The 20,711-nt window shown below is 71.1% G+C and carries 20 protein-coding genes; 14 read left to right on the forward strand and 6 right to left on the reverse strand.

Annotated features, from left to right (window positions below; genetic code table 11):
- Positions 1-61: 61 nt before the first annotated feature.
- The 11 genes from HFP48_RS04325 (at position 62) to HFP48_RS04375 (ending at position 11,539) form a co-directional block, all read left to right on the forward strand.
- On the forward strand, positions 62-1,006 hold the full coding sequence (locus HFP48_RS04325) for a 3-oxoacyl-ACP reductase (protein ID WP_168579073.1): 945 nt from the start codon (positions 62-64) through the stop codon (positions 1,004-1,006).
- A gap of 486 nt (positions 1,007-1,492) precedes the next feature.
- Positions 1,493-2,257: an ABC transporter permease gene (locus HFP48_RS04330; RefSeq protein WP_168579074.1), complete on the forward strand. Its 765-nt coding sequence runs from the start codon at positions 1,493-1,495 to the stop codon at positions 2,255-2,257.
- A gap of 20 nt (positions 2,258-2,277) precedes the next feature.
- Entirely contained in the window at positions 2,278-3,126 is an 849-nt protein-coding gene (locus HFP48_RS04335) for an ABC transporter permease (protein WP_168579075.1), read from the forward strand.
- 4 nt (positions 3,127-3,130) lie between these two features.
- Positions 3,131-4,309, forward strand: coding sequence for an MCE family protein (locus HFP48_RS04340; RefSeq protein ID WP_006937867.1), 1,179 nt, complete (start codon positions 3,131-3,133; stop codon positions 4,307-4,309).
- 72 nt (positions 4,310-4,381) lie between these two features.
- Positions 4,382-5,401, forward strand: a complete 1,020-nt coding sequence (locus HFP48_RS04345) for an MCE family protein (RefSeq protein WP_006937869.1) — start codon at positions 4,382-4,384, stop codon at positions 5,399-5,401.
- Positions 5,398-6,456, forward strand: coding sequence for an MCE family protein (locus HFP48_RS04350; RefSeq protein WP_006937871.1), 1,059 nt, complete (start codon positions 5,398-5,400; stop codon positions 6,454-6,456). The genes HFP48_RS04345 and HFP48_RS04350 overlap by 4 nt, the downstream gene beginning before the upstream one ends.
- Positions 6,453-7,784 (forward strand): MCE family protein, encoded by a 1,332-nt coding sequence (locus tag HFP48_RS04355; protein WP_006937873.1) that lies wholly within the window; start codon positions 6,453-6,455, stop codon positions 7,782-7,784. The genes HFP48_RS04350 and HFP48_RS04355 overlap by 4 nt, the downstream gene beginning before the upstream one ends.
- Positions 7,781-9,016, forward strand: a complete 1,236-nt coding sequence (locus HFP48_RS04360) for an MCE family protein (protein WP_161995568.1) — start codon at positions 7,781-7,783, stop codon at positions 9,014-9,016. The genes HFP48_RS04355 and HFP48_RS04360 overlap by 4 nt, the downstream gene beginning before the upstream one ends.
- Positions 9,013-10,428: an MlaD family protein gene (locus tag HFP48_RS04365; RefSeq protein WP_006937877.1), complete on the forward strand. Its 1,416-nt coding sequence runs from the start codon at positions 9,013-9,015 to the stop codon at positions 10,426-10,428. Before HFP48_RS04360 ends, HFP48_RS04365 begins: the two co-directional genes overlap by 4 nt.
- Complete coding sequence (locus tag HFP48_RS04370) at positions 10,428-10,958, forward strand: hypothetical protein (protein ID WP_050034586.1); 531 nt, start codon at positions 10,428-10,430, stop codon at positions 10,956-10,958. Before HFP48_RS04365 ends, HFP48_RS04370 begins: the two co-directional genes overlap by 1 nt.
- Positions 10,955-11,539 (forward strand): hypothetical protein, encoded by a 585-nt coding sequence (locus HFP48_RS04375; RefSeq protein ID WP_029541061.1) that lies wholly within the window; start codon positions 10,955-10,957, stop codon positions 11,537-11,539. The genes HFP48_RS04370 and HFP48_RS04375 overlap by 4 nt, the downstream gene beginning before the upstream one ends.
- Before the next feature lie 13 nt (positions 11,540-11,552).
- Here HFP48_RS04375 and HFP48_RS04380 read toward each other — a convergent pair whose 3' ends face one another.
- Genes HFP48_RS04380 through HFP48_RS04390 form a run of 3 tightly spaced genes read right to left on the reverse strand, consistent with a single transcriptional unit; the run spans position 11,553 to position 13,782 of the window.
- A complete protein-coding gene (locus HFP48_RS04380) occupies positions 11,553-12,086 on the reverse strand; it encodes a response regulator (protein WP_210432803.1) in 534 nt (177 codons plus the stop codon).
- The gene (locus HFP48_RS04385; RefSeq protein WP_164528090.1) at positions 12,083-13,552 is read right to left on the reverse strand and encodes a trehalose-6-phosphate synthase; all 1,470 of its coding nucleotides are present in this window, start codon (positions 13,550-13,552) and stop codon (positions 12,083-12,085) included. The genes HFP48_RS04380 and HFP48_RS04385 overlap by 4 nt, the downstream gene beginning before the upstream one ends.
- Before the next feature lie 56 nt (positions 13,553-13,608).
- Positions 13,609-13,782, reverse strand: a complete 174-nt coding sequence (locus HFP48_RS04390; RefSeq protein WP_006937887.1) for a hypothetical protein — start codon at positions 13,780-13,782, stop codon at positions 13,609-13,611.
- 157 nt (positions 13,783-13,939) lie between these two features.
- On the opposite strand from HFP48_RS04390, the gene HFP48_RS04395 reads away from it, so the two are divergent.
- The 3 genes from HFP48_RS04395 (at position 13,940) to HFP48_RS04405 (ending at position 18,339) form a co-directional block, all read left to right on the forward strand.
- A complete protein-coding gene (locus HFP48_RS04395) occupies positions 13,940-15,667 on the forward strand; it encodes an ABC transporter ATP-binding protein (RefSeq protein ID WP_210432804.1) in 1,728 nt (575 codons plus the stop codon).
- Positions 15,664-17,430 (forward strand): ABC transporter ATP-binding protein, encoded by a 1,767-nt coding sequence (locus tag HFP48_RS04400; RefSeq protein ID WP_168579077.1) that lies wholly within the window; start codon positions 15,664-15,666, stop codon positions 17,428-17,430. The genes HFP48_RS04395 and HFP48_RS04400 overlap by 4 nt, the downstream gene beginning before the upstream one ends.
- 108 nt (positions 17,431-17,538) lie before the next feature.
- Positions 17,539-18,339: an alpha/beta hydrolase gene (locus HFP48_RS04405; protein ID WP_006937895.1), complete on the forward strand. Its 801-nt coding sequence runs from the start codon at positions 17,539-17,541 to the stop codon at positions 18,337-18,339.
- A gap of 160 nt (positions 18,340-18,499) precedes the next feature.
- Here the strand turns inward: HFP48_RS04405 and HFP48_RS32055 are convergent, their stop codons facing one another.
- The 3 genes from HFP48_RS32055 to HFP48_RS04420 form a co-directional block, all read right to left on the reverse strand.
- Positions 18,500-18,820 (reverse strand): WhiB family transcriptional regulator, encoded by a 321-nt coding sequence (locus HFP48_RS32055; RefSeq protein WP_081636978.1) that lies wholly within the window; start codon positions 18,818-18,820, stop codon positions 18,500-18,502.
- Positions 18,821-18,935: 115 nt separating this feature from the next.
- A complete protein-coding gene (locus HFP48_RS04415) occupies positions 18,936-19,709 on the reverse strand; it encodes an SDR family NAD(P)-dependent oxidoreductase (protein WP_006937897.1) in 774 nt (257 codons plus the stop codon).
- A gap of 32 nt (positions 19,710-19,741) precedes the next feature.
- Positions 19,742-20,566 (reverse strand): sugar phosphate isomerase/epimerase, encoded by an 825-nt coding sequence (locus HFP48_RS04420; protein ID WP_168579078.1) that lies wholly within the window; start codon positions 20,564-20,566, stop codon positions 19,742-19,744.
- Positions 20,567-20,711 lie beyond the last annotated feature (145 nt).

Below are 20,711 nucleotides of genomic sequence, written 5' to 3' on the forward strand. Positions count from 1 at the left end.
GGCGACCAGGAGCGCGGCGGCCCCGGGTGGGCCGCCCGACATCGCTAGGGAGAGCGCGTCCATGAGTGCAACCGGCAACGGTCTCGGCCCCGCAGGAAACGGTGCGACGGACGAGGGGGGCGTGGGTCTCGACGGCAAGGTCGCCGTCGTCACCGGCGCCGGTGCCGGGCTCGGCCGGGCGGAGGCCGTCGCGCTGGCCCGGGCCGGCGCCGCGGTGGTCGTCAACGATCTCGCGGCGACCGATGCCGTCGAGGACACCCTCGCCGAGATCCGCGACCTCGGCGCCGATGCGGCGTTCGTGGCCGGCAGCGTCGCGGAACGTGCCACGGCCGACGCGCTGCTCGCGACGGCACAGGAACGCTTCGGCGGCCTCGACATCGTCGTCAACAACGCCGGAATCGTGCGGGACCGCATGCTGTTCAACATGTCCGACGAGGACTGGGATGCGGTGATCGCCGTGCACCTGCGCGGCCATTTCCTGCTGTGCCGCAACGCGGCGGCGTACTGGCGTGGCGAGTCCAAGAAGGCCGGCGGTCCCGTCTACGGCCGGATCGTCAACACGTCCTCCGAGGCCGGCCTGCTCGGCCCCGAGGGGCAGGCCAACTACGGTGCCGCCAAGGCGGGAATCACGGCACTCACTCTCTCCGCCGCGCGGGGCCTGTCCCGGTACGGGGTGCGCGCCAACGCCATCTGCCCGCGGGCCCGCACCGCGATGACGGAGGGCGTCTTCGGTGCCGCGCCCGAGGGGGAGGTGGATCCACTGTCGCCCGAGCACGTCTCGGCACTGGTCGCCTACCTGGCGTCGCCCGCGGCGGACCGGATCAACGGCCAGGTCTTCGTCGTCTACGGCCCGATGGTCGCGCTCATGGCCGCGCCCGTCGTCGAGCAGCGCTTCGACGCGGACGTCCGGTGGACCCCGGAGAGCCTCGCCGAACGGGTCGGCTGCTACTTCGGCGACCGGGACCCCGCCCGAAACTTCTCGGCCGCGCAGGCGCTCGCCCTCTGACGTCCCACTAGGCGGTACCCGAAGTGACATGCAACGTTGTCCTTCGGTAATATCGCGCCGTCCGGGGCCGATCCGGCTAGTGTCGGCCCGACCCCGGGCTCGCGTGTCGTCCGGCGATCCGGGCGCGTGAACGCGCGGCCGGAGGCCGCTCGGAGATCGTGTAGTACCTGTTCTAGTTTTGCGTCCCGCGACGCGGTTCGCGAAGGGGCGGCCGGCGCGGTTCCCGACCGAGTTCGGTCCCGTGGACGGGCGGCGGATCCGATCTCGTGGTCCACTGAATTCCCAGTTCGAATCCCGATTTTCCGCTCGACGCGAGCGCCGCCGGTTCGGTCGGTGCGGCGGGGGCTCCCGCCCGCAGAAGTAGCCGTGTCATGCCGCGCCGCAGTGGTCTTTGACACGTGAACACGTTCTAGTTAATATGACGCGGGTCACAAGCTGACCCCTCGCCGGCCTCGGCCGGCGAGCGAACCAACGGAGGAGGAGACGGTGGTAGACCTCCTCGACGTACCGCTCCGCGCGGTCGGTGGATTCTTCGCGATGACGGGCGAGACCGCCCGGGCCGTGTTCTCCCGGCCCTTCCAGCGACGCGAGTTCGTCGATCAGGCATGGTTCGTCGCGCGGGTCTCCCTCGTGCCGACGGTCCTCGTCGCGGTGCCGTTCACCGTCCTGGTCAGCTTCACCCTCAACATCCTGCTGCGCGAGATCGGTGCCGCCGACCTCAGCGGCGCCGGCGCCGCACTCGGCGCGGTCACCCAGGTCGGCCCGATGGTCACCGTGCTCATCGTCGCCGGTGCCGGCGCCACCGCCATTTGCGCGGACCTCGCCGCCCGCACCATCCGAGAGGAGATCGACGCGATGCGCGTGCTCGGCATCAACCCGATCCACCGCCTCGTCGTGCCCCGGGTCCTCGCGTCCACCGTCGTGGCGCTGCTGCTCAACGGGCTGGTGTGCACCATCGGCATCCTGGGCGGCTTCGCGTTCTCCGTCTTCCTCCAGGACGTGAACCCCGGCGCCTTCGTCAACGGCATCACCCTGCTCACCGGCTTCGGCGAACTCGTGATCTCCCAGGTCAAGGCCGGCCTGTTCGGCATGATCGCCGGCCTCGTCGCCGCCTACCTCGGCCTCAACGTCAAGGGTGGCGCCAAGAGCGTCGGCGACGCCGTCAACCAGACGGTCGTGTTCGCCTTCATGGCATTGTTCGTGGTCAACCTTCTCGTCACCGCCGTCGGCATCAAGCTGACGGGCGGGTGACCGGCACGGCGGTGATGTAGATGGCAGTGATCTCCTGGCGCTTCCCCCGCGTGCGGCGCCGTGTCGCCCGCGCCTCCGACTCCGTGGACCGACTCGGCGAGCAGGCGCTCTTCTTCGGCAAGGCGCTCGGATACGCCCCGCGCGCGATCACGCACTACCCGAAGGAGACGGTCCGGCTGATCGCCGAGATCAGCATGGGCACCGGTGCGCTCGCCGTGATCGGCGGAACGGTCGTCATCGTCGGCTTCCTGACCCTGTTCACCGGCGGGATCATCGCCATGCAGGGCTTCAGTTCCCTCGGCAACATCGGCGTCGAGGCGCTCACGGGCTTCTTCGCCGCCTTCATCAACGTCCGCATCGCGGCGCCCACCATCGCGGGCATCGGCCTGGCCGCCACCATCGGCGCCGGCTCGACCGCCCAGCTCGGCGCCATGCGGGTCTCGGAGGAGATCGACGCGCTCGAGGTCATGGCGATCCCGTCGATCCCGTATCTCGTGAGCACCCGCGTGATGGCGGGGATGATCGCGATCGTCCCGCTGTATTCGCTGGCGGTGATCGCCTCGTTCATCGCCAGCCGCTTCGCGACCGTCGTGCTCTACGGCCAGTCCGCGGGCGTGTACGACCACTACTTCGACACGTTCCTCATCCCCACCGACATCCTGTGGTCGTTCGTGCAGGCCATCGTCATGGCGGTCGCCGTCATGCTGATCCACACCTACTACGGCTTCAACGCCGGTGGCGGCCCGGTCGGTGTCGGCGTCGCCGTCGGCAACGCCGTGCGCGCATCCCTGATCGCCGTGGTGACCGTGACCCTGCTCATCTCGCTCGCGGTGTACGGGGCGACCGGCAACTTCAACCTGTCGGGATAGGCGCATGGACACACCTTCCTGGAAGAAGAAACTCGCGGCCCTCGGTCTCGTCGGGGGACTCACCGTCGCCGTCGCGCTGGCGCTGCTGATGTTCGCCGGTGCCTTCACCGCCACCACCCCGGTCACGGTCACCTCGGCGCGGTCCGGCCTGGTGCTGGAGCCCGACGCGAAGGTCAAGCTCCGCGGTGTCGAGGTGGGCCGGGTCCGGTCCGTCGAGCACACCCCCGACGGCGCGCTGCTGCAGCTCGCGATGGATCCCGGCCAGCTGCACCTGGTGCCGTCCAACGTGCGCGTGGCCATCGAGTCCACCACCGTGTTCGGCGCGAAGTTCGTCAATCTGCTCATGCCGGACGATCCGTCGCCGGTGCCGCTCCAGGAGGGCGCGATCATCGCGGCCGAGAACGTCACCGTCGAGTTCAACACGGTCTTCCAGCACCTGTCCGACGTGCTCGCGCAGGTCCAGCCGGAGAAGCTCAACGCCACCCTCGGGGCGATCTCCGAGGCCCTCAACGGTCGCGGCGACACCCTCGGCGCCACCCTCGTCGAGGCCGACGACTATCTCGCGACGATGAATCCCTCGCTGCCGCAACTGCAGTACGACCTCGCCGTGGCCGCCGACGTCACCAACCTGTACGCCGACGTCGCGCCCGACGTGATGAACCTGCTCGACAACGCCACCTCGATCGGCAACACCGTCGTCGACGAGCAGGCCAACCTGGACCTGATGCTGATGAACGTCACCGGCCTGGCGAACACCGGTCGCGACGTCCTCGGCGAGAACGAGGCGCAGCTGACCTCGGCGCTGGACCTGCTGACGGAGACCACGACGCTGCTCGGCGAGTACTCGCCGGAGCTGACGTGCTTCATCATCGGGCTCAACGACGCGCGAATCGCCTTCGAGCCCATGGCCGGAACCGGCAAGTACCCGGCCCTGATGCTGAGCACGAACTTCCTGGGCGGCGCCACCATGTACGACCACGAGAAGGACCTGCCGGTGGTGGGCGCGACGGGTGGGCCGAACTGCCACGGGCTGCCGGCCTTCGATCCCAAGCGCGACGGCCACGCCCCCTTCGTCGTCGCCGACACCCATCCCGTGCCGTTCCACCCGAACACCGAGACGTGGGTGCGGTACCCGACGATCTTCGGTTTCCTGTTCGGCGACATGCTCCCGGGAGGCGAGTGAGATGCCGGAGTCGCAGAGGGGGACGTGGACGCGCACGGTGGGCCGGGCGCCGCGGGGGAGCGGGGTGATCCGGTGAGGGCCACCACGGTCAAGTTCCTCGCGTTCACCGTCGTGATGGTGCTGATCTTCGCGGCACTGGCGATCGTGTTCAGCCAGGTGCGGTTCACCGGCACGCAGACCTATCACGCGACGTTCACCGACGTGTCCGGGCTGCAGGCCGGCGACAAGGTCCGCATCGCCGGGGTGCCCGTCGGGTCGGTCGACAGCGTCGACATCGGTCGCGGCAACCAGGCCGAGGTGTCCTTCGACGTCGACGCCGAGCACACGCTGCTGGCGAGCACCAAGGCCACGGTGCGGTACGAGAACCTGGTGGGCGACCGCTACCTCGAGCTGCTCGAGGGACCGGGTACCGGCGAGACGCTGCCGGCCGGCGGCACGATCCCGGTGGCGCAGACGGAACCCGCGCTCGACCTCGACCTGCTGCTCGGCGGATTCAAGCCGCTGTTGCAGGGCCTCGACCCGCAGCAGGTCAACGACCTGTCCGGCGCGCTGCTCCAGGTCTTCCAGGGGCAGGGCGGCACCCTGGTGTCGCTGCTGGGCAACACCAACTCGTTCACGAACTCCCTCGCCGACCGGGACCGGCTGATCGGCGACGTCATCGACAACCTCAACGCCGTCCTCGCCACCATCGACGAGAACGACCAGCAGTTCACCGAGACCGTCGACCGGTTGCAGACCCTGGTGAGCGGGCTCGCGCAGGACCGCGACCCGATCGGCACCGCCATCCCGCGGATCGCGGCCGGCACCGGGGATCTCGCCTCGCTGCTGCAGAACAACCGGCCGGACCTGCAGTCGGTGATCGCCGAGACCAACCGCACCATGACGCAGCTCGACCTCGGGCGCGACGACATCAACCGGACGCTCGAGCGGCTGCCGAACGACTACAAGAAGCTCATCCGGGTGGGGGTGTACGGCAACTTCTTCCAATTCTTCCTGTGTGCCAACACGTTCAAGTTCTCGGGACCGGACGGGACCACCATCCGTTTCACGTCGGCCGAGCAGACGACCGGAAGGTGCGCGAAGATCGAATGAGTCCGATCCGTGAACGCAATCCCGTGCAGGTCGGCATCGTCGGCCTGTCCGTCGCGGCCGCGACGGTGCTCGCCGGCCTGCAGTACGACCAGCTGCAGTTCCTCTCCGGCGGCCTGACCTACTCGGCGTACTTCGCCGACGCCGGCGGTCTCGTGCCCGGCGACACCGTCACCCTCGCCGGCGTCGACGTCGGCGAGGTCACCGACGTCCGCCTCGACGACCAGCAGGTTCTCGTCGCCTTCACCGTCCGCGACGGCATCGCGCTCGGCGAGGACACCGGGGCCGACATCAAGACGAACACGGTGCTCGGCCGCAAGTCCCTCGCGGTGCAGCCCTACGGTTCGGGGACGCTCGACCCGCGCGAGCCGATCCCGCTGGCGCGCACCGACTCCCCGTACTCGCTCACCGACGCTCTCGGCGACCTCACGACATCGGTGTCGGATCTCGACACGGAGCAGATCAACGACTCGCTCAACGCGCTGTCGGATTCGCTGCAGGACACCCCACCCGAGTTGCGCGGGGCGCTCGAGGGAATGACCAGGCTGTCCCGGTCCATCAACGCGCGCGACGAGTCGCTCGAGGACCTGCTGGCCCGCGCCGAATCGGTGACCGGCATCCTCGCCGAGCGCAGCGACCGGATCAACGCCCTCGTGGTGGACGCCAACGCCCTCTTCGGGGAGCTGAGCGTGCGCCGCGACGCGATCACCGAGCTGATCGCGAACATCTCCGCGGTCTCACGGCAGCTGTCGGCGCTGGTGCAGGAGAACCAGGCGCAGATGGCTCCCACCCTGGAGAAGCTCAACGCGGTGACCGCCAACCTGCAGGCGAACAAGGAGAACATCGCCGGCGCCCTCGACGGTCTCGGCCCGTACATCAGCGCGCTCGGCGAGTCCGTGGCGAGCGGTCCGTTCTTCAACGCGTACGTGTCGAACGTCCTGCCCGCGCCGTGGTGGAAGGCCTTGGTCGACAGCACGGTCGCCCCCGAGCTGCTGCAGCAGGACCTGCAGGACATCATTCCGAAGAACCCGCCGTCGATCACGAAGGATGGCGAATGAGCACCCACACCCTCGAGGCCCCCGGGGGGCGGCCCGGAAAGCGCCGCCGCCTGCTGATACCGGTGATCGCCGGTGTCGCGGTGGTGGCCCTGGCCCTCGTCGCATTCGCCGTGGTGCTGCCCGGCTGGGGGAAGCGCACGATCAACGCCGAATTCGTCTCCACGAGCGGCCTGTACGAGGGCGACGACGTGCGCGTGCTGGGCGTGAGCGTCGGCACGATCACCCGCATCGAGCCGGGCGACGACCTGGTGCGCGTGCAGATGCAGGTCGACGACTCCGTCGACATCCCGGCCGACGCCAAGGCCGTGATCATCGCGCAGAGCCTCGTGTCCGCGCGCTTCATCCAGCTGACCCCGGCGTACTCGGGCGGCCCGCAGTTCGCCGACGACGCGACGATCCCGGTCGAGCGCACCGCCTCGCCTGTCGAATGGGACCAGATCAAGACGGAACTGATGCGCCTGTCGGAGGCGCTGGGCCCCCAGGGCCTCGACCCCCAGGGCTCGCTCGGCCGCTTCATCGATACCGCCGCCGAGAACCTCGACGGCAACGGCCTGACCGTCCGTGCCACGCTGCGCGAACTGTCCGACACCATGCACACCCTGTCGGAGGGGCGCACCGACCTGTTCGGCACCGTCCGGAACCTGCAGGCGTTCGTGTCGGTGCTCTCGACCAGCAACGAGCAGATCGTCCAGCTCGGTGGCCGGCTGGCGTCGGTCTCGGACGTCCTCGCCCAGAGCTCGGGCCAGCTCGGCACCTCGCTCGCGGACCTCGACCTCGCGGTCGGCGACGTGCAGCGGTTCGTGCAGGACAACCGGGCAGCGCTGACCGAGTCGGTGCAGCGCCTCGCCGACGCCACCGAGGTGCTCGCACGCAAGCGGCCCGAGATCGAGCGGGTCCTGCACTCCGGCCCGACGGCGCTGGCGAACTTCTACGACATCTACAAGCCCGCCCAGGGCTCGCTCACCGGTGCGCTGGCGATCAGCAACCTCGCCAACCCCGTCGAGTTCATGTGCGGGTCCGTGGCCGCCGCGGCGAACGCCACCTCCGACCGCAGCGCGGAGCTGTGCCGCCAGCAGCTCGGGCCGGTCCTCCAGTCGCTGGCGATGAACTACCTGCCGATCATGACCAACCCCATCGCCGCGGTGGAGGCGTTCCCCGACCAGATCGTGTACACCGAACCGGGTCTCGAGGCGGAAGCCGAGGCGGCGGGCCGGGGCATCGCACCCGCGGACGCCACTCCGCCGCCGGCCGGGCCGCTCTCGGATCTGCCCACCGTGACGGTTCCCCCCGACCTCGGTGCGCTGTTGCAGCCGGGAGGAGGACGATGAGCACCCGAACCCGGCACACCCGCCCGGCACGGCGGTACGCCGCCGCCGCGATGGTGGTCGCGGCGTCCCTGACGTTGACCGGATGCGAATGGGAGGGGCTCAACTCCCTCCCCCTGCCCGGCACCGCCGGGCACGGCGAGGACGCCTACCAGGTACGGATCCAGATGCCGAATGTGACCACCCTGACGCAGAACTCGCCGGTGCGGGTCGACGACGTCCAGGTCGGCAGCGTCACGAAGATCGAGGTCGAGGACTGGCACGCGCTCGTGACGGTGGCCCTCGACGGCGACGTCGAACTCCCGGCGAACGCCACCGCCAAGATCGGGCAGACCAGCCTGCTCGGCTCGCAGCACCTCGAACTGGCGTCGCCGGCGGACGAGCCGCCGCAGGGCCGGCTCGAGGACGGCGACCTGATCCCGCTCGAGCGGGCCGGGGTGTACCCGACCACCGAGCAGACGCTGTCGTCGCTGTCGGTGGTCCTCAACGGCGGTGGACTCGCGCAGATCAACGACATCACCACCGAGCTGAACGCGGCGCTGAACGGGCGGGAGGACTCGATCCGGAACCTGCTGCCGCGGCTCGACGAACTCGTCGGCACCCTCGACCGGCAGCGCGGCGACATCATCGCCGCGATGGAGGGCATCGATCGGCTCGCGTGGACGGTCGACGCGCAGAACGCCACCCTCGTCCGTGCGCTCGACGAGATGCCGGCCGCGCTGAACGTGCTGGTGGAACAGCGGCAGGACCTGACCACCGCGCTCACCTCGCTCGGCGAGATGAGCACCGTCGCCAGCCGGCTCGTCGAGAACAGCGGCGACGACCTGCAGACCAACCTGCAGGCGCTGGCTCCGACACTGCGTGCGCTCGCCGACTCGGGCAACGCGCTGACCGAGGTGCTCGGCGTGCTGCTGACCTATCCGTTCCCGCAGGCCGGCATCGACCAGGTGATCCGGGGCGACTACGCGAACCTCGCCATGACCATCGACCTCACCCTCGAACGGCTGGACCTGAACTTCCTCACCGGCACCCCGCTCGCCGGGCGCCTCGCCGGCCCGGAAGGCATCCTCGGCCGGGACGCCGGGCTGGCGGCCCAGTCCGCGGACCCCTTCCAGGCCCCGCTCCAGCAGCCGGCCGCGCAACCCGCGCCCGGCCCGGCCGCAACGCTGTCGGTCCCCGGTCTGGGGGAGATCACCGTTCCGGGGCTGCCCCCGCTGGGGGTGCCCGCGCCATGATGCTGTCGAAGTTCGTCCGGATCCAGCTCGCCATCTTCTCGGTGCTCACGGTGGTCGGGTTGCTGGTGATGTCGCTGCAGTACGTGCGGCTCCCGCAGCTGCTCGGCGTCGGCCGGTACACGGTGATCGTGGAACTGCCCTCCACCGGCGGGCTCTACCCGCACGCCAACGTCACCTACCGCGGCAACACCGTCGGGGTGGTCGACAAGGTGCAGCTGTCGCCGGCCGGGGTGGAGGCCATCCTGTCGATCGACAGCGACCGCTCGATCCCCGCCGACGTCGACGCAGCGGTCCGCAGCGTGTCCGCCGTCGGCGAGCAGTACGTGGACTTCGTTCCCCCGCAAGATGGTTCGAACGGGGAGTATCTGTCGGACGGCGACGTGATCCCGGCCGACCGGACGTCGGTGCCGCAGGAGGTGGGCGAGCTGCTCGACCAGGCCGACGTCCTGCTCGCCAGCATCAGCGACACACGGCTGCGCACCGTCGTCGACGAGTCGTTCGACGCGTTCAACGGGTCGGGGCCCGACCTGCAGCGGCTGATCGACTCGACCCGCCTGTTCGTGCAGGAGGCGAGCGCCGGCAGCGAGCAGACGAAGGCATTGCTCGATCAGCTCGGTCCGCTGCTCGACACCCAGGTCGTCACCAGCGACGCGATCCGCTCCTGGACGCGGGACATGCTGACGTTCACCGACGGGCTGCGGGCCGCCGACACCGACCTGCGGGCGGTGCTCGCGAAGGGGCCGGGCGCCGCGGCCGAGGCCGAACAGCTGCTGCAGGACCTGCGGCCGACGCTGCCGCTGCTGCTGGCCAACATGGTCGGCGTCGGGGAGGTGGGCGTGCTCTACAACGCCGGCATCGAACAGATCCTGGTGCTGTACCCGCCGATGACCACGGCGCTGATCACCGCGGCCGGCAGCGGACCGGCCGAGGACGGCGCGGTCGTCGACTTCCACCTGCAGCTGCACGATCCGCCGCCGTGCCTGTCCGGCTTCCTGCCGCCCGAACAGTGGCGCAGCCCTGCGGACACCACGATGGTGGACACCCCCGGCGAGGTGTACTGCAAGCTCCCGCAGTCGGATCCGAACGCCGTGCGAGGCGCGCGGAACCTGCCGTGCATGGAGTTCCCGGGCCGGCGCGCCCCCACCCCGGAGGCGTGCCGCAACGGGTACCAGCCCGAATACCTCGACAACCCGTGGCGGGGCGCCCCGACGCCCGTGCAGTCGGAAGGCGACATGCCGGTGCCCGCCTCGCACGCGACCGGGACGGGTGCGGCCGCGCCCGCCGGGGTGACGGCGCGCGGCATCGACCCGGCGACGGGAACGTACATCGGTCCCGACGGTACGGTGTACCGCAACGTCGACACCGGCCCCGAGACCAGTTTGGAGACGTACATGAAGGCGCAGCAAGGCTGATGGCGGACGAAGAGACCCCCACGACATCGACGCCGGAGACCGGACCCGCCCGGCAGAGCCGGGTGCTCCCCGCGGTCGCAGCCCTGATCGTCCTCGCCCTGGTGGGCGCCGGAGTGTGGCTGTGGCTCGGCGCGACGGCCGACCGCGACCACGACGCCCGGCGGGCGGCGTACCTGCAGGCCGCGCGGCAGACCGTGCTGAATCTGACCACCATCCACCCGCAGAGCGCGGCCGAGGACGTACAGCGTCTGCTCGACGGGGCGACCGGTGACTTCAAGGCCGAATTCGAAGGACGCGAAGGGCCTTTCGTCGATGTGGTGACCAAGGCGAACGTGGACACCACCGGTGAGGTGATCGAGGCCGGAATCCAGGCCGAGGACGGCGCCTGCATGTCCTCGCTCGTGGCCGCGCGGTCGATGGTCAGCAACGCGGAACAGCCCGAACCCGAGCCCCGCGACTTCCGGCTGCGGGTGACGATCTGCGACGAGAACGGTCGGCTGCTGGCCTCGAAGGTGGATTTCGTACCATGACCGAGCATTCGAAGGACGAGGCCGTGACCCTCGAGAAGACCGACGACGCCGCGGGCGTGGAGGGCGCGGAAAGCGCTACGGCGCAGCCCGGCTCCGGGGGAGGTGCGCGCCGGATGCTGCTCGCGGCCCTCACCGCCGCGGCGATCGTGCTCGCCGGCCTCGTCGGCGTGGGCGTGTACGACAAGGTCGAGCGCGACGGCGCCGAGGCCGCCCGGACCGAGGCCCTGCAGGCCGCCGAGGAGCAGGCCGTCGCGATGCTCGCGTACGACCACGCCACGGTCGACGAGCAGGTCGCCGCCGCCTCCGACGGGCTCACCGGCGACTTCCGGGACGAGTACACGAACCTGATGAAGAACGTCATCGCGCCCGGCGCCAAGGAGAAGGCGATCACCGTGCAGGTGAGTGTGCAGGCGTCGTCGGTCGTGTCGGCCGAGGCCGACCGGGCGGTGACCCTGCTGTTCCTCAACCAGATCACCACCAGTTCCGTCAATCCCGAGGCGGTCAGCAGCGGCAGCCGCGTCCGCGTCGAACTCGAGAAGCACGACGGCCGTTGGCTGGTGAGCCGCCTGACCCCGATCTGAGCCGGGCGGACGGTCAGCGGCCGGGCAGGCGCACCATGTGCACGAAGAACCGGTCGATGTGCCGCACGGTGGCGACGAACCGGTCGAAGTCCACCGACTTGGAGACGTAGGCGTTGGCCCGCAACCGGTAGCTGCGCACCACGTCCTCCTCGGCGGTGGACGTCGTCAGCACGACGACGGGGATGGACGCCAGGTCGGGATCGGACTTGACCGCCTCGAGCACCTGCCACCCGTCGTACTTCGGCAGGTTCAGATCGAGCAGCACCAGCGCCGGCCGCACGGCGCCGGCGTGGGCCCCGCGCCGGTACAGGAAGTCGAGAGCCTCCGCGCCGTCCCGCACCACGTGCAGCGTGCTGCCGATCTCGTTGGCCTCGAACGACTCCCGGATGATCAGCTCGTCCCCGGCGTCGTCCTCGACGAGCAGCACGTCGAGGGAATCGGCGGGCGTGGGCATGCGTGGTGCCGGCGTCCCGGTCGTCGCCTCCTCGACGTTGCGCTCGGACGACGACCGGACACCGTAGGCTTCGCGGTCCGGTGTGCTTGTCACTCGGGCTCGCCGACCTCCGCCGGCGCGATCAGCGCCGGACCGGCCGCGCCCTGATGCGCGAGTGCGTCGAGGAAGGAGCGCGCCCACCGGTCCACGTCGTGGGCGAGGACCTGCCGGCGCAGTGCCCGCATGTGCCGCCGACCGTCCTCGCGGGACTGGTTCAGCGCCGCCTCCATCTTGTCCTTGACGTCCTCGAGGTCGTGCGGATTGCACAGGAATGCCTGGCGCAATTCCGCTGCGGCCCCGGTGAATTCGCTCAGGACGAGGGCGCCGCCGAGGTCGCTGCGGCAGGCCACGTACTCCTTGGCGACGAGGTTCATGCCGTCGCGCAGCGGCGTCACCAGCATGACGTCGGCCGCGACGAAGAACGCGATCAGCTCGTCGCGCGGAATGGGCCGGTGGATGTAGTGCACCACGGGCCGGCCCACCTCGGCGTACTCGCCGTTGATCCGGCTGACCGTCTGTTCGATGGCGCCGCGCATCTGCACGTACGACTCGACGCGCTCGCGGCTGGGGGTGGCCAGCTGCACCATCACCGTCTCGGCCGGATCCACCCGGCCCTCGGCGATCAGCTCGAGCAGCGCGTCGAGCCGGACGTCGATGCCCTTGGTGTAGTCGAGCCGGTCGACGCCGAGCATGATGTGCTTCGGGTTGCCGAGCTCCTTGCGGATCTGCTTCGCGCGGTCGCGGATCGACTTGCGGCGGGCCCGCTCGTCGAGCTGCCCGGAGTCGATGGAGATGGGGAACGCACCGACGCGCACCGCCCGGAACCCGACCTGCACCACCCCGAGCTTCGAGCGCACACCCACGGTGCCGCGGGAGGTCTGATGACCGGCCAGCCGGCGCGCGAGGTACAGGAAGTTCTGGGCACCGCCGGGCAGATGGAAGCCGATCAGATCGGCGCCGAGCAGGCCCTCGACGATCTCGGTCCGCCACGGCATCTGCATGAACAGCTCCACCGGAGGGAACGGAATGTGCAGGAAGAAGCCGATGGTCAGATCCGGCCGCAGCATCCGCAGCATCTTCGGCACCAGTTGCAGCTGGTAGTCCTGCACCCACACCGTCGCGCCCTGTGCCGCCGCCTTCGCGGTCGCCTCCGCGAACCGGCGGTTGACCTCGACGTAGGTGTTCCACCACTCCCGCCGGTACTCCGGCCGGACGATGACGTCGTGGTACAGCGGCCACAGCGTCGCATTGGAGAAGCCCTCGTAGTAGTCGGCGATCTCCTGCCCGCTCAGCGGCACCGGATGCAGCTCGAGGCCGTCCTCGACGATCGGGTCCAGCTCGGCGTCGGCGACACCGGCCCAGCCGACCCACGCTCCGCGGTTGTTGCGCAGGATCGGCTCGAGCGCGGTGACGAGGCCACCCGGGCTGCGCTTCCATCGGGTCGAGCCGTCCGGAAGACGCTCGAGGTCGACGGGCAGGCGGTTCGCGACGACCACGAAGTCCGAACCACCCACGTGCATCGACTCCTCACCTGCAGCCACGTGGTGCTCCTCTGTCCTTGTTCGCCGGTATCCGCTCAGTCCGTCTTCGGGTTCGGCCCGATGCCGAGCATGGACAGCAGCATGCGGCATTCGTCCGCATCCTCCGCGTAGGCAGCGACGACACGCTGCGCCTGACGGGCCGTCTCGTCCGCGACGGGTTCGAGTTCCTCGTCGGGGATGTCGTTCTCGGTGGTGGCGTCCGCGGCCATGGTGATTCCTCCCGGGCTGGCTGCTCCGTTCGAGCAGGTCATTCGTAGTGCGACTCTATGAGAACCGGCGACTCCGACGCCAGCCGCTCCACGAGTTAGGGTTGGCTCACTTCTGGGAGCGGGGACGGGGAACGGAGAGTTTCGTGTGGTGGGAGGCATGAGCAGCGACGGTGCTCGCCGGATCGATCAGGGGAAGGAGCCGGGTCTGCGGCTGCTGCGGCACACGATTGCGAACCAGCGGGTCGCGCTGGCGATCGGCACCGCGCTGGTCTCGCTGCACCAGGTCATGGAGACCCTCGTCCCCGTCGCGATCGGGGCGATCATCGACGGACCGGTCACCAGCGGCGACGCCCCGACGCTGGTCGTCGCCCTCGCGGGCCTGGCCGCGTTGTTCGTCGTGCTCACCTACTCGTGGCGTTTCGGCGCGCGCCGGCTCGTCGTGGCGATCGAGGCCGAGTCGCACCGGCTGCGGGTCACGGTGGCGCGCCGGATCCTCGATCCGCGCGGGGTGCGCACCTCCCTGCGCATCGGGGAACTCCTGGCGGTGGCGACCACCGACGCCGGGCGGGCCGCGCAGATCCTGCACGTGGTGCCCGCCACCGCCGCGGCGATCACCGCGGTGGCCGGGGCCGCGGTGGCGCTGCTGCTCGTCGACGTCCCCCTCGGTCTGCTGGTGCTGCTGGGCACGCCCGCGATCCTCGTCGCGCTCGACCGCGCCACCCCGCTGCTGACCCGGCGGATGACCGCACAGCAGGAGGCGGTGGCGCGGGCGTCGGGCCTGGCGACCGATCTCGTCACGGGGCTCCGACCGCTGCGGGGCCTCGGTGCCGAGCCGGCCGCCGCCCGCCGCTACCGGGAGGCCAGCGCGGACGCGCTCGCCGCGACGCTCCGCGCGACCCGCGCCGCCGGCGTCTACACCGGCACCTCGGCGGCGGTGAGCGCGCTGCTGTCCGTCGCGGTCGCGGGCGTCGCGGGCTGGGCCGCGCTCGCCGGCCGGATCTCGGTCGGCGAGCTCATCACCGTCGTGGGCCTGGCCCAGTTCGTCGTCGAACCCCTCGGGACGCTCGCCGCCCTGCCGTCGTCGTGGGCCGCGTCCCGCGCCTCCGCCGACCGGCTGTCGCTGGTGCTGCACGCGCCGCCGCTGCTGCCGGCCGGAACCGGGACACCGTCGGACGGCCGCCTCGTGTTGCGCGGACTCGGCTACCGGTCGCTGCGCGGGATGGACCTGACCGTCGCGCCGGGGGAACTGCTCGGTGTCCTCGCCCACCGGCCGCAGGACGCGGAGGCCCTCGCCGACGTGCTGTCCGGGCAGGTGCCGCCGGAGGACGTCCGCGGCGAGCTGACCGTCGGGGGAGTCCCGCTCGGCGCGCTCGACCCCGTCGCCGCACGCCGGACCGTCCTCGCCGAACCGCACCACAGCGACCTGTTCGCCGGCACGCTCGCCGGCAACATCACCGCGGGCATGTGCGACCCGTCCGGGGGCATACCCCCGGAGGTGCTCCGCGCCTCCGCCGCCGGGCAGGTCGCCGACACCCATCCCGACGGTCTCGGCCAGCGGATCGTCGACCGCGGCAGCAGCCTGTCCGGCGGGCAGCGACAGCGGGTGGCGCTGGCGCGGGCGCTGGCGCGGCGCGCCCCGGTACTGGTGCTGCACGAGCCGACCACCGCCGTCGACGCCGTCACCGAGCAGGCCGTCGCGGAGGGGATCGCGCGCGTCCGGCACGACGGGGGCGAGCACACGACCGTCGTCATCACCTCGAGCCCGGCGCTGCTCGCCGTCGCCGACCGCGTGGTCGTGGTCGACGACGGCAGGATCGTCGCCGCCGGCACCCACGCCGAACTGGCCGCCACACACCCCACCTACCGGGCGGCGGTGCTGCGATGACGACGCACGAGTCCGAGCTGTTGCCGATCGCCTCCGCCGGACGGTCGTGGCGCTGGCTGGGGGCGCAGCTGCGCGCCGCGCCGGGCCGGGTCGCGCTCACCGTGGCGGTGTCCGTCGGGGCCGCGGTGGCCTCCGTGGTGCCGGTGCGCGTCCTCGGCATCCTCGTCGACCGGGTGCGCGAACAGGCGCCGATGGCCACGCTCGGGTGGGTCGTCGCGCTGATCGCAGCCGCGGCGGTCGTCGGCGGGGTGCTCGACGGCGCCGGCCTGCACCTCGTTGCGCGACTGGGCGAGACGGTGCTGGCCCGGCTGCGCGAGACGGTCCTGGCGCGGGTGCTGCGCCTGCCCACCGAGACCGTCGAACGCGCCGGGCACGGCGACGTCCTCTCCCGTGTCGGCGACGACGTCGCGGTGCTGGCAAAGGCGCTGGTCTCGGTGGTGCCGCAGCTGGTGGCGGCGCTGATGCTGGTGGTGGTCAGCGTCGCGGCCATGGTCGGGATCGACTGGCGGCTCGGGCTCGCCGGGCTCGTCGCGCTGCCGCTGTATGCGCTCGCCCTGCGCTGGTACCTGCCCCGGTCGGCGCCGCTGTACGCCGCGGAGCGGGTGGCGATGGGAGAACGGTCGCAGGCACTCGTCAGCAGCATGCACGGTGTGCGCACCGTCCGCGCCTACGGGCTCGACCCGGCCCACCTGTCCGGCATCGACGCCGCGTCGGGCCGCGCCCGCGACCTCACCGTCGGCGTGTTCGGCCTGTTCACCCGGTTCGCGGGCCGCGCCAACCGGGCCGAATTCGTCGGTCTCTCGGCGCTTCTCGTCGCCGGGTTCGTGCTGGTGCGGGCGGATGCGGTGACCGTCGGCGAGGCCACCGCGGCGGCACTGCTGTTCCACCGCCTGTTCTCGCCGCTCGGGCTCCTGCTCTTCACCTTCGACGACGTCCAGTCCGCGGGCGCCAGCCTGGCCCGCCTCGTGGGCGTCGCCGAGCTCCCGGCGCAGCCGCCGGAGCGCGACGCTCCGCGCGACGTCCGACGCGACGGTCCGCCGGCGCTGGAACTGGCCGGGGTGCGGCACCGGTACCTGCACGGGCCCGAGGTTCTGCACGGCGTGGACCTGAAGGTCGCGCCGGGGGAGACGGTGGCCCTGGTCGGGTCGACCGGCGCCGGGAAGTCGACGGTCGCCGCGGCCGCGGCCGGCGTCGTCACGCCCGCCTCGGGGGAGGTCCGTATCGACGGCCGGTCGCTCGGCGAACTCGGACCGCGGCTGCGTCGCAGCGTCGTGATCGTCAGCCAGGAGGTGCACGTGTTCGCCGGGCCATTGCTCGACGACGTGCGGCTGGCCAGGCCCGGCGCCACCGCGGACGAGGTGGAAGCGGCACTCGACGCGGTCGGGGCCGGCGAGTGGGTCCGCGCGCTCGGCGACGGCCTGCACACGGTCGTCGGCGAGGGCGGACATCCCCTGACCGCGGCCCAGGCCCAGCAGCTCGCGCTGGCGCGGGTGCTGATCGCCGATCCACCGGTGGTGGTGCTCGACGAGGCGACCGCGGAGGCCGGCAGCGCGGGCGCACGGGCCCTCCAAGCGGCCGCGGCCGTCGTGACGCGGGGACGCACCGCCCTGGTCGTGGCGCATCGGCTGACGCAGGCCGCGGCGGCGGACCGGGTCGTCGTGCTCGAGGCGGGCCGGGTCGTCGAGGAGGGACCGCACGCGGCGCTCGTCGCCGCCGGGGGCCGCTATGCGCGGCTGTGGCGGGCCTGGCAGGCCGGCGGCTGAGATGTGCTGCCAGGGCCGCGACCTGCGGTGCAGGGTAGTGTGGATCGGTCCGTTGTGCCCGTGCGGCCGTACGGCCGCACCCGTGCCACCCACCTCAGGAAGGTTTTCATGCCCATCGCGACAATCAACGGCATCCCGCTGAACTACCAGGTCAAGGGGACCGGCGACCTCGTCGTGCTGATCATGGGGACGGGCAGCCCCGGCCGGGTCTGGGACCTGCACCAGGTCCCCGCGCTGGTCCAGGCCGGCTACCGCGTCGCCACCTTCGACAACCGCGGCATCGCGCCGTCGGGGGAGAGCCTCGGCGGCATGACCATCGACGACCTGGTGGCCGACACCGCCGGACTGATCGAGCTGCTCGGCGGTCCCGCGTACGTGGTGGGCACCTCGATGGGCGCGCGTGTCGCACAGGAGCTGACGCTGGCGCGCCCGGACCTGGTGCGCAAGGCGGTGTTCCTGGCCGGGCACGCGCGCATGGACCAGTTCCAGCTCACCCTGACCGAGGGCGAGCGGCAGCTGTACGACAGCCGTGTCGAGCTGCCCCCGAAGTACCGAGCGGCGGTCACGGCCGTGATGAACCTGTCGCCGGCGTCGCTGGCCGACCCGCACACCGCGCGGGACTGGCTCGACGTGTTCGAGTTCACCGGCGGCAAGACGTCGCCGGGCGTGCGGGCGCAGCTGGGAATGGACCGCGAGTTCGACCGTCGCGCGGCCTACCGGGCGGTGCGGGTGCCGTGCCTGGCCGTCGGTTTCGCCGACGACCGGATGATCCCGGCGTACCTGTCGCGGGAGGTCGCCGACGCGATCCCCGGCGCGAGCTACCAGGAGATCCCGGACGCCGGGCACTACGGCTACCTCGAGCAGCCGGAGGCCGTGAACAAGGTGCTGCTGGAGTTCCTGGCGAGCTGAACCTCGCCGAGACCGGGATCGCGGCCCGCGGCGTACCGGGTTTCACTCGCCGCCACGGCATTCCGCCGCGTGACCGAGATCCTTCGTGGGCGGTGGCGGACTCGTGAACCGGTGACACGGGTTCGGTGTCACCGGTTCACGGGTGAAAGAGGTGATCGTGTCACCTCGGTTCCGGCGGGACGGCTGCCGGGAGGGCGGGGTGCCGGGCTCGGCGTTCCGCTTCGGTGGTGCCGCCCCAGACGCCGTACCTCTGCCGGCTGTCGAGTGCATAAGCACGGCACGGGATTCGGACCGGGCAGGTGTGGCAGATCTGTTTCGCGGTGCGTTCCCGTCGTAGGCGGGCACCGCGTGGCTCGTCGTCCGGGCCGAAGAACACGGACGGCTCGACGAACCGGCAGTCGGCGCGGGCGGTCCAGTCCTCCCGCTCGTCGCGGGACGGCACGGCGAGTTCCGCGGAGGCGCGGGCGGGCGGTGTGCTCATGGTCGTCGGTGGGAGTGTGAGTCGACACCGCACTGTCGTGCAGTACACGGTCTCCCTGCCGCGTGCGCCGGGAGAAGGTGCGGGGCCGTGTCTGTCCGGGCGCGGATCCCGGCGGTCAGTGCATGTGGCTGCCGCCGTTGATGTCGACGGTGGTGCCGGTGAGGTATGCGGCGTCCTCGGAGGAGAGGAACGTGATGACCGAGGCCACTTCGCGGGTGCCGGCGGTGCGGCCGAGCGGGATGTCGCGGCAGATGGCGGCTTCCTGCTCGGGGGTGCTGCCCACCCGGATGCCGGTGTCGACCGCTCCGGGGGTGACGGCGTTGACGGTCACTCCGGTGTCTCCGAGTTCGCGGGCGAGGGACTTGGTGAAGCCGAGGACGGCGGCCTTGGCGGAGGAGTAGGGGACCTTGCCGAAGACGCCGCCGCCGCGCTGGGCGGAGACGGACGACATGTTGACGATCCGGCCCCAGCCGTTGTCGATCATCGCCGGCAGGAAGGCGCGGGTCACCAGGTAGGTGCCGGTGGCGTTGACGGCCATGACCTTGTTCCACAGTTCGAGGGTGGTGTCGAGGAACGGCACCGGTGACGTGATGCCCGCGATGTTGGCGAGGGCCCCGACGGGCGGGAGGGTTCCTGCGGCGACTTCGGCGGCGACGGCGTCGTGCGCGCGCTGGACGGAGGCCTCGTCGGCGACGTCGATGTCGTGGCCGAACGCCGGGACGGAGTAGTCGCTGCCGATCTCCGCGGCGACCTTGGCGGACTTTTCACCGTCCAGGTCGAGGACGACGACGGCCCAGCCGTCTTCGGCGTAGCGGCGGGCGGTGGCGATGCCGATGCCGCGCTCGGAGGTGGCGCCGGTGACGACGGCGGTGCGCTGGGTGGAAGACATGGGTTTCTCCTCGATGGCTGTTGATGGCTGGGTCAGGGAATGAGGGGGGAGATGAGGCGGGCCGCCTCCGCGGTGCCGGCGGGGCGCTGCGCGTCGGTGATGTCGCGGGTTTCGAGTTCGAGGCTGAAGTGGCCCGCGTATCCGAAGGCGGTGAGGGCGTCGATGCCGGCGGCGAAATCGGCGGCGCCGTTGCCGATGCCGAGATTGATGTTCCCCGGGACGGCGTCGCGCAGGTGCACATGGGTGATGCGATGGCCGAACAGGTCGACGAAGCCGACCGGGTCGCCGCCGGAAGCGACGATGTGGCTGAAGTCCATCACGATCCCGATCTCGGGGGAGAGTCGGGCGGTCAGTTGCGTGGCACGTGCGGTGTCGCAGCACAACCGGTACACGTGCAACGACTCGGTCCACAGGGCCACGCCGAACGTGCGGGCCGTGTCGGCTGCCCACTCCAATTGGGCGGCAACGGCATCGAGGTCCTCGTCCAATGACCGGACCGGGGTGTGGTCGAGGGCTCCGCACGGCAGGACCAGCGCCCGGGCCCCGACACCGGCGGTGAGGGTGAGCAGCCGATCGAGGTGACGTCTCCGCTCGTCGCGCTGTGCCGGGGTCAGGGGCAGGTTGAGGTCGCCGATGTCGCCGTTGACGCTGCGCACGCGCAGGCCCGACGCGGCCACCTCCTTGGTCACCTGTTCGACGCCGGCGGTGTCGAGCCCGAAGGGGACGTGGTCGCACACTCCCGGCAGGGCTCCGAGATCGATCTCGGCGAACCCGAGTTCGGCGATCGTGGAGAGCGCGTCGCTCAGCGCGAGGTGACGGAAGCTGATCGACGAGCAGCCGAGCCGGTCGTGGACCACGAGAACTCCTTCGAGGAAGCGGGGTGATGGGGACCACGGTAGAACGATTCACTGTCAACAGTCAACGGTCGAAGATTGACGGTTGACAGGGGCTGGTGGCGGCGGTCACACTCGGTGCACACTGTTGACAGTCGACATCCACTGC

The sequence above is a fragment of the Rhodococcus sp. DMU1 genome, from assembly GCF_012272955.1.
GTDB lineage: Bacteria > Actinomycetota > Actinomycetes > Mycobacteriales > Mycobacteriaceae > Rhodococcus > Rhodococcus aetherivorans.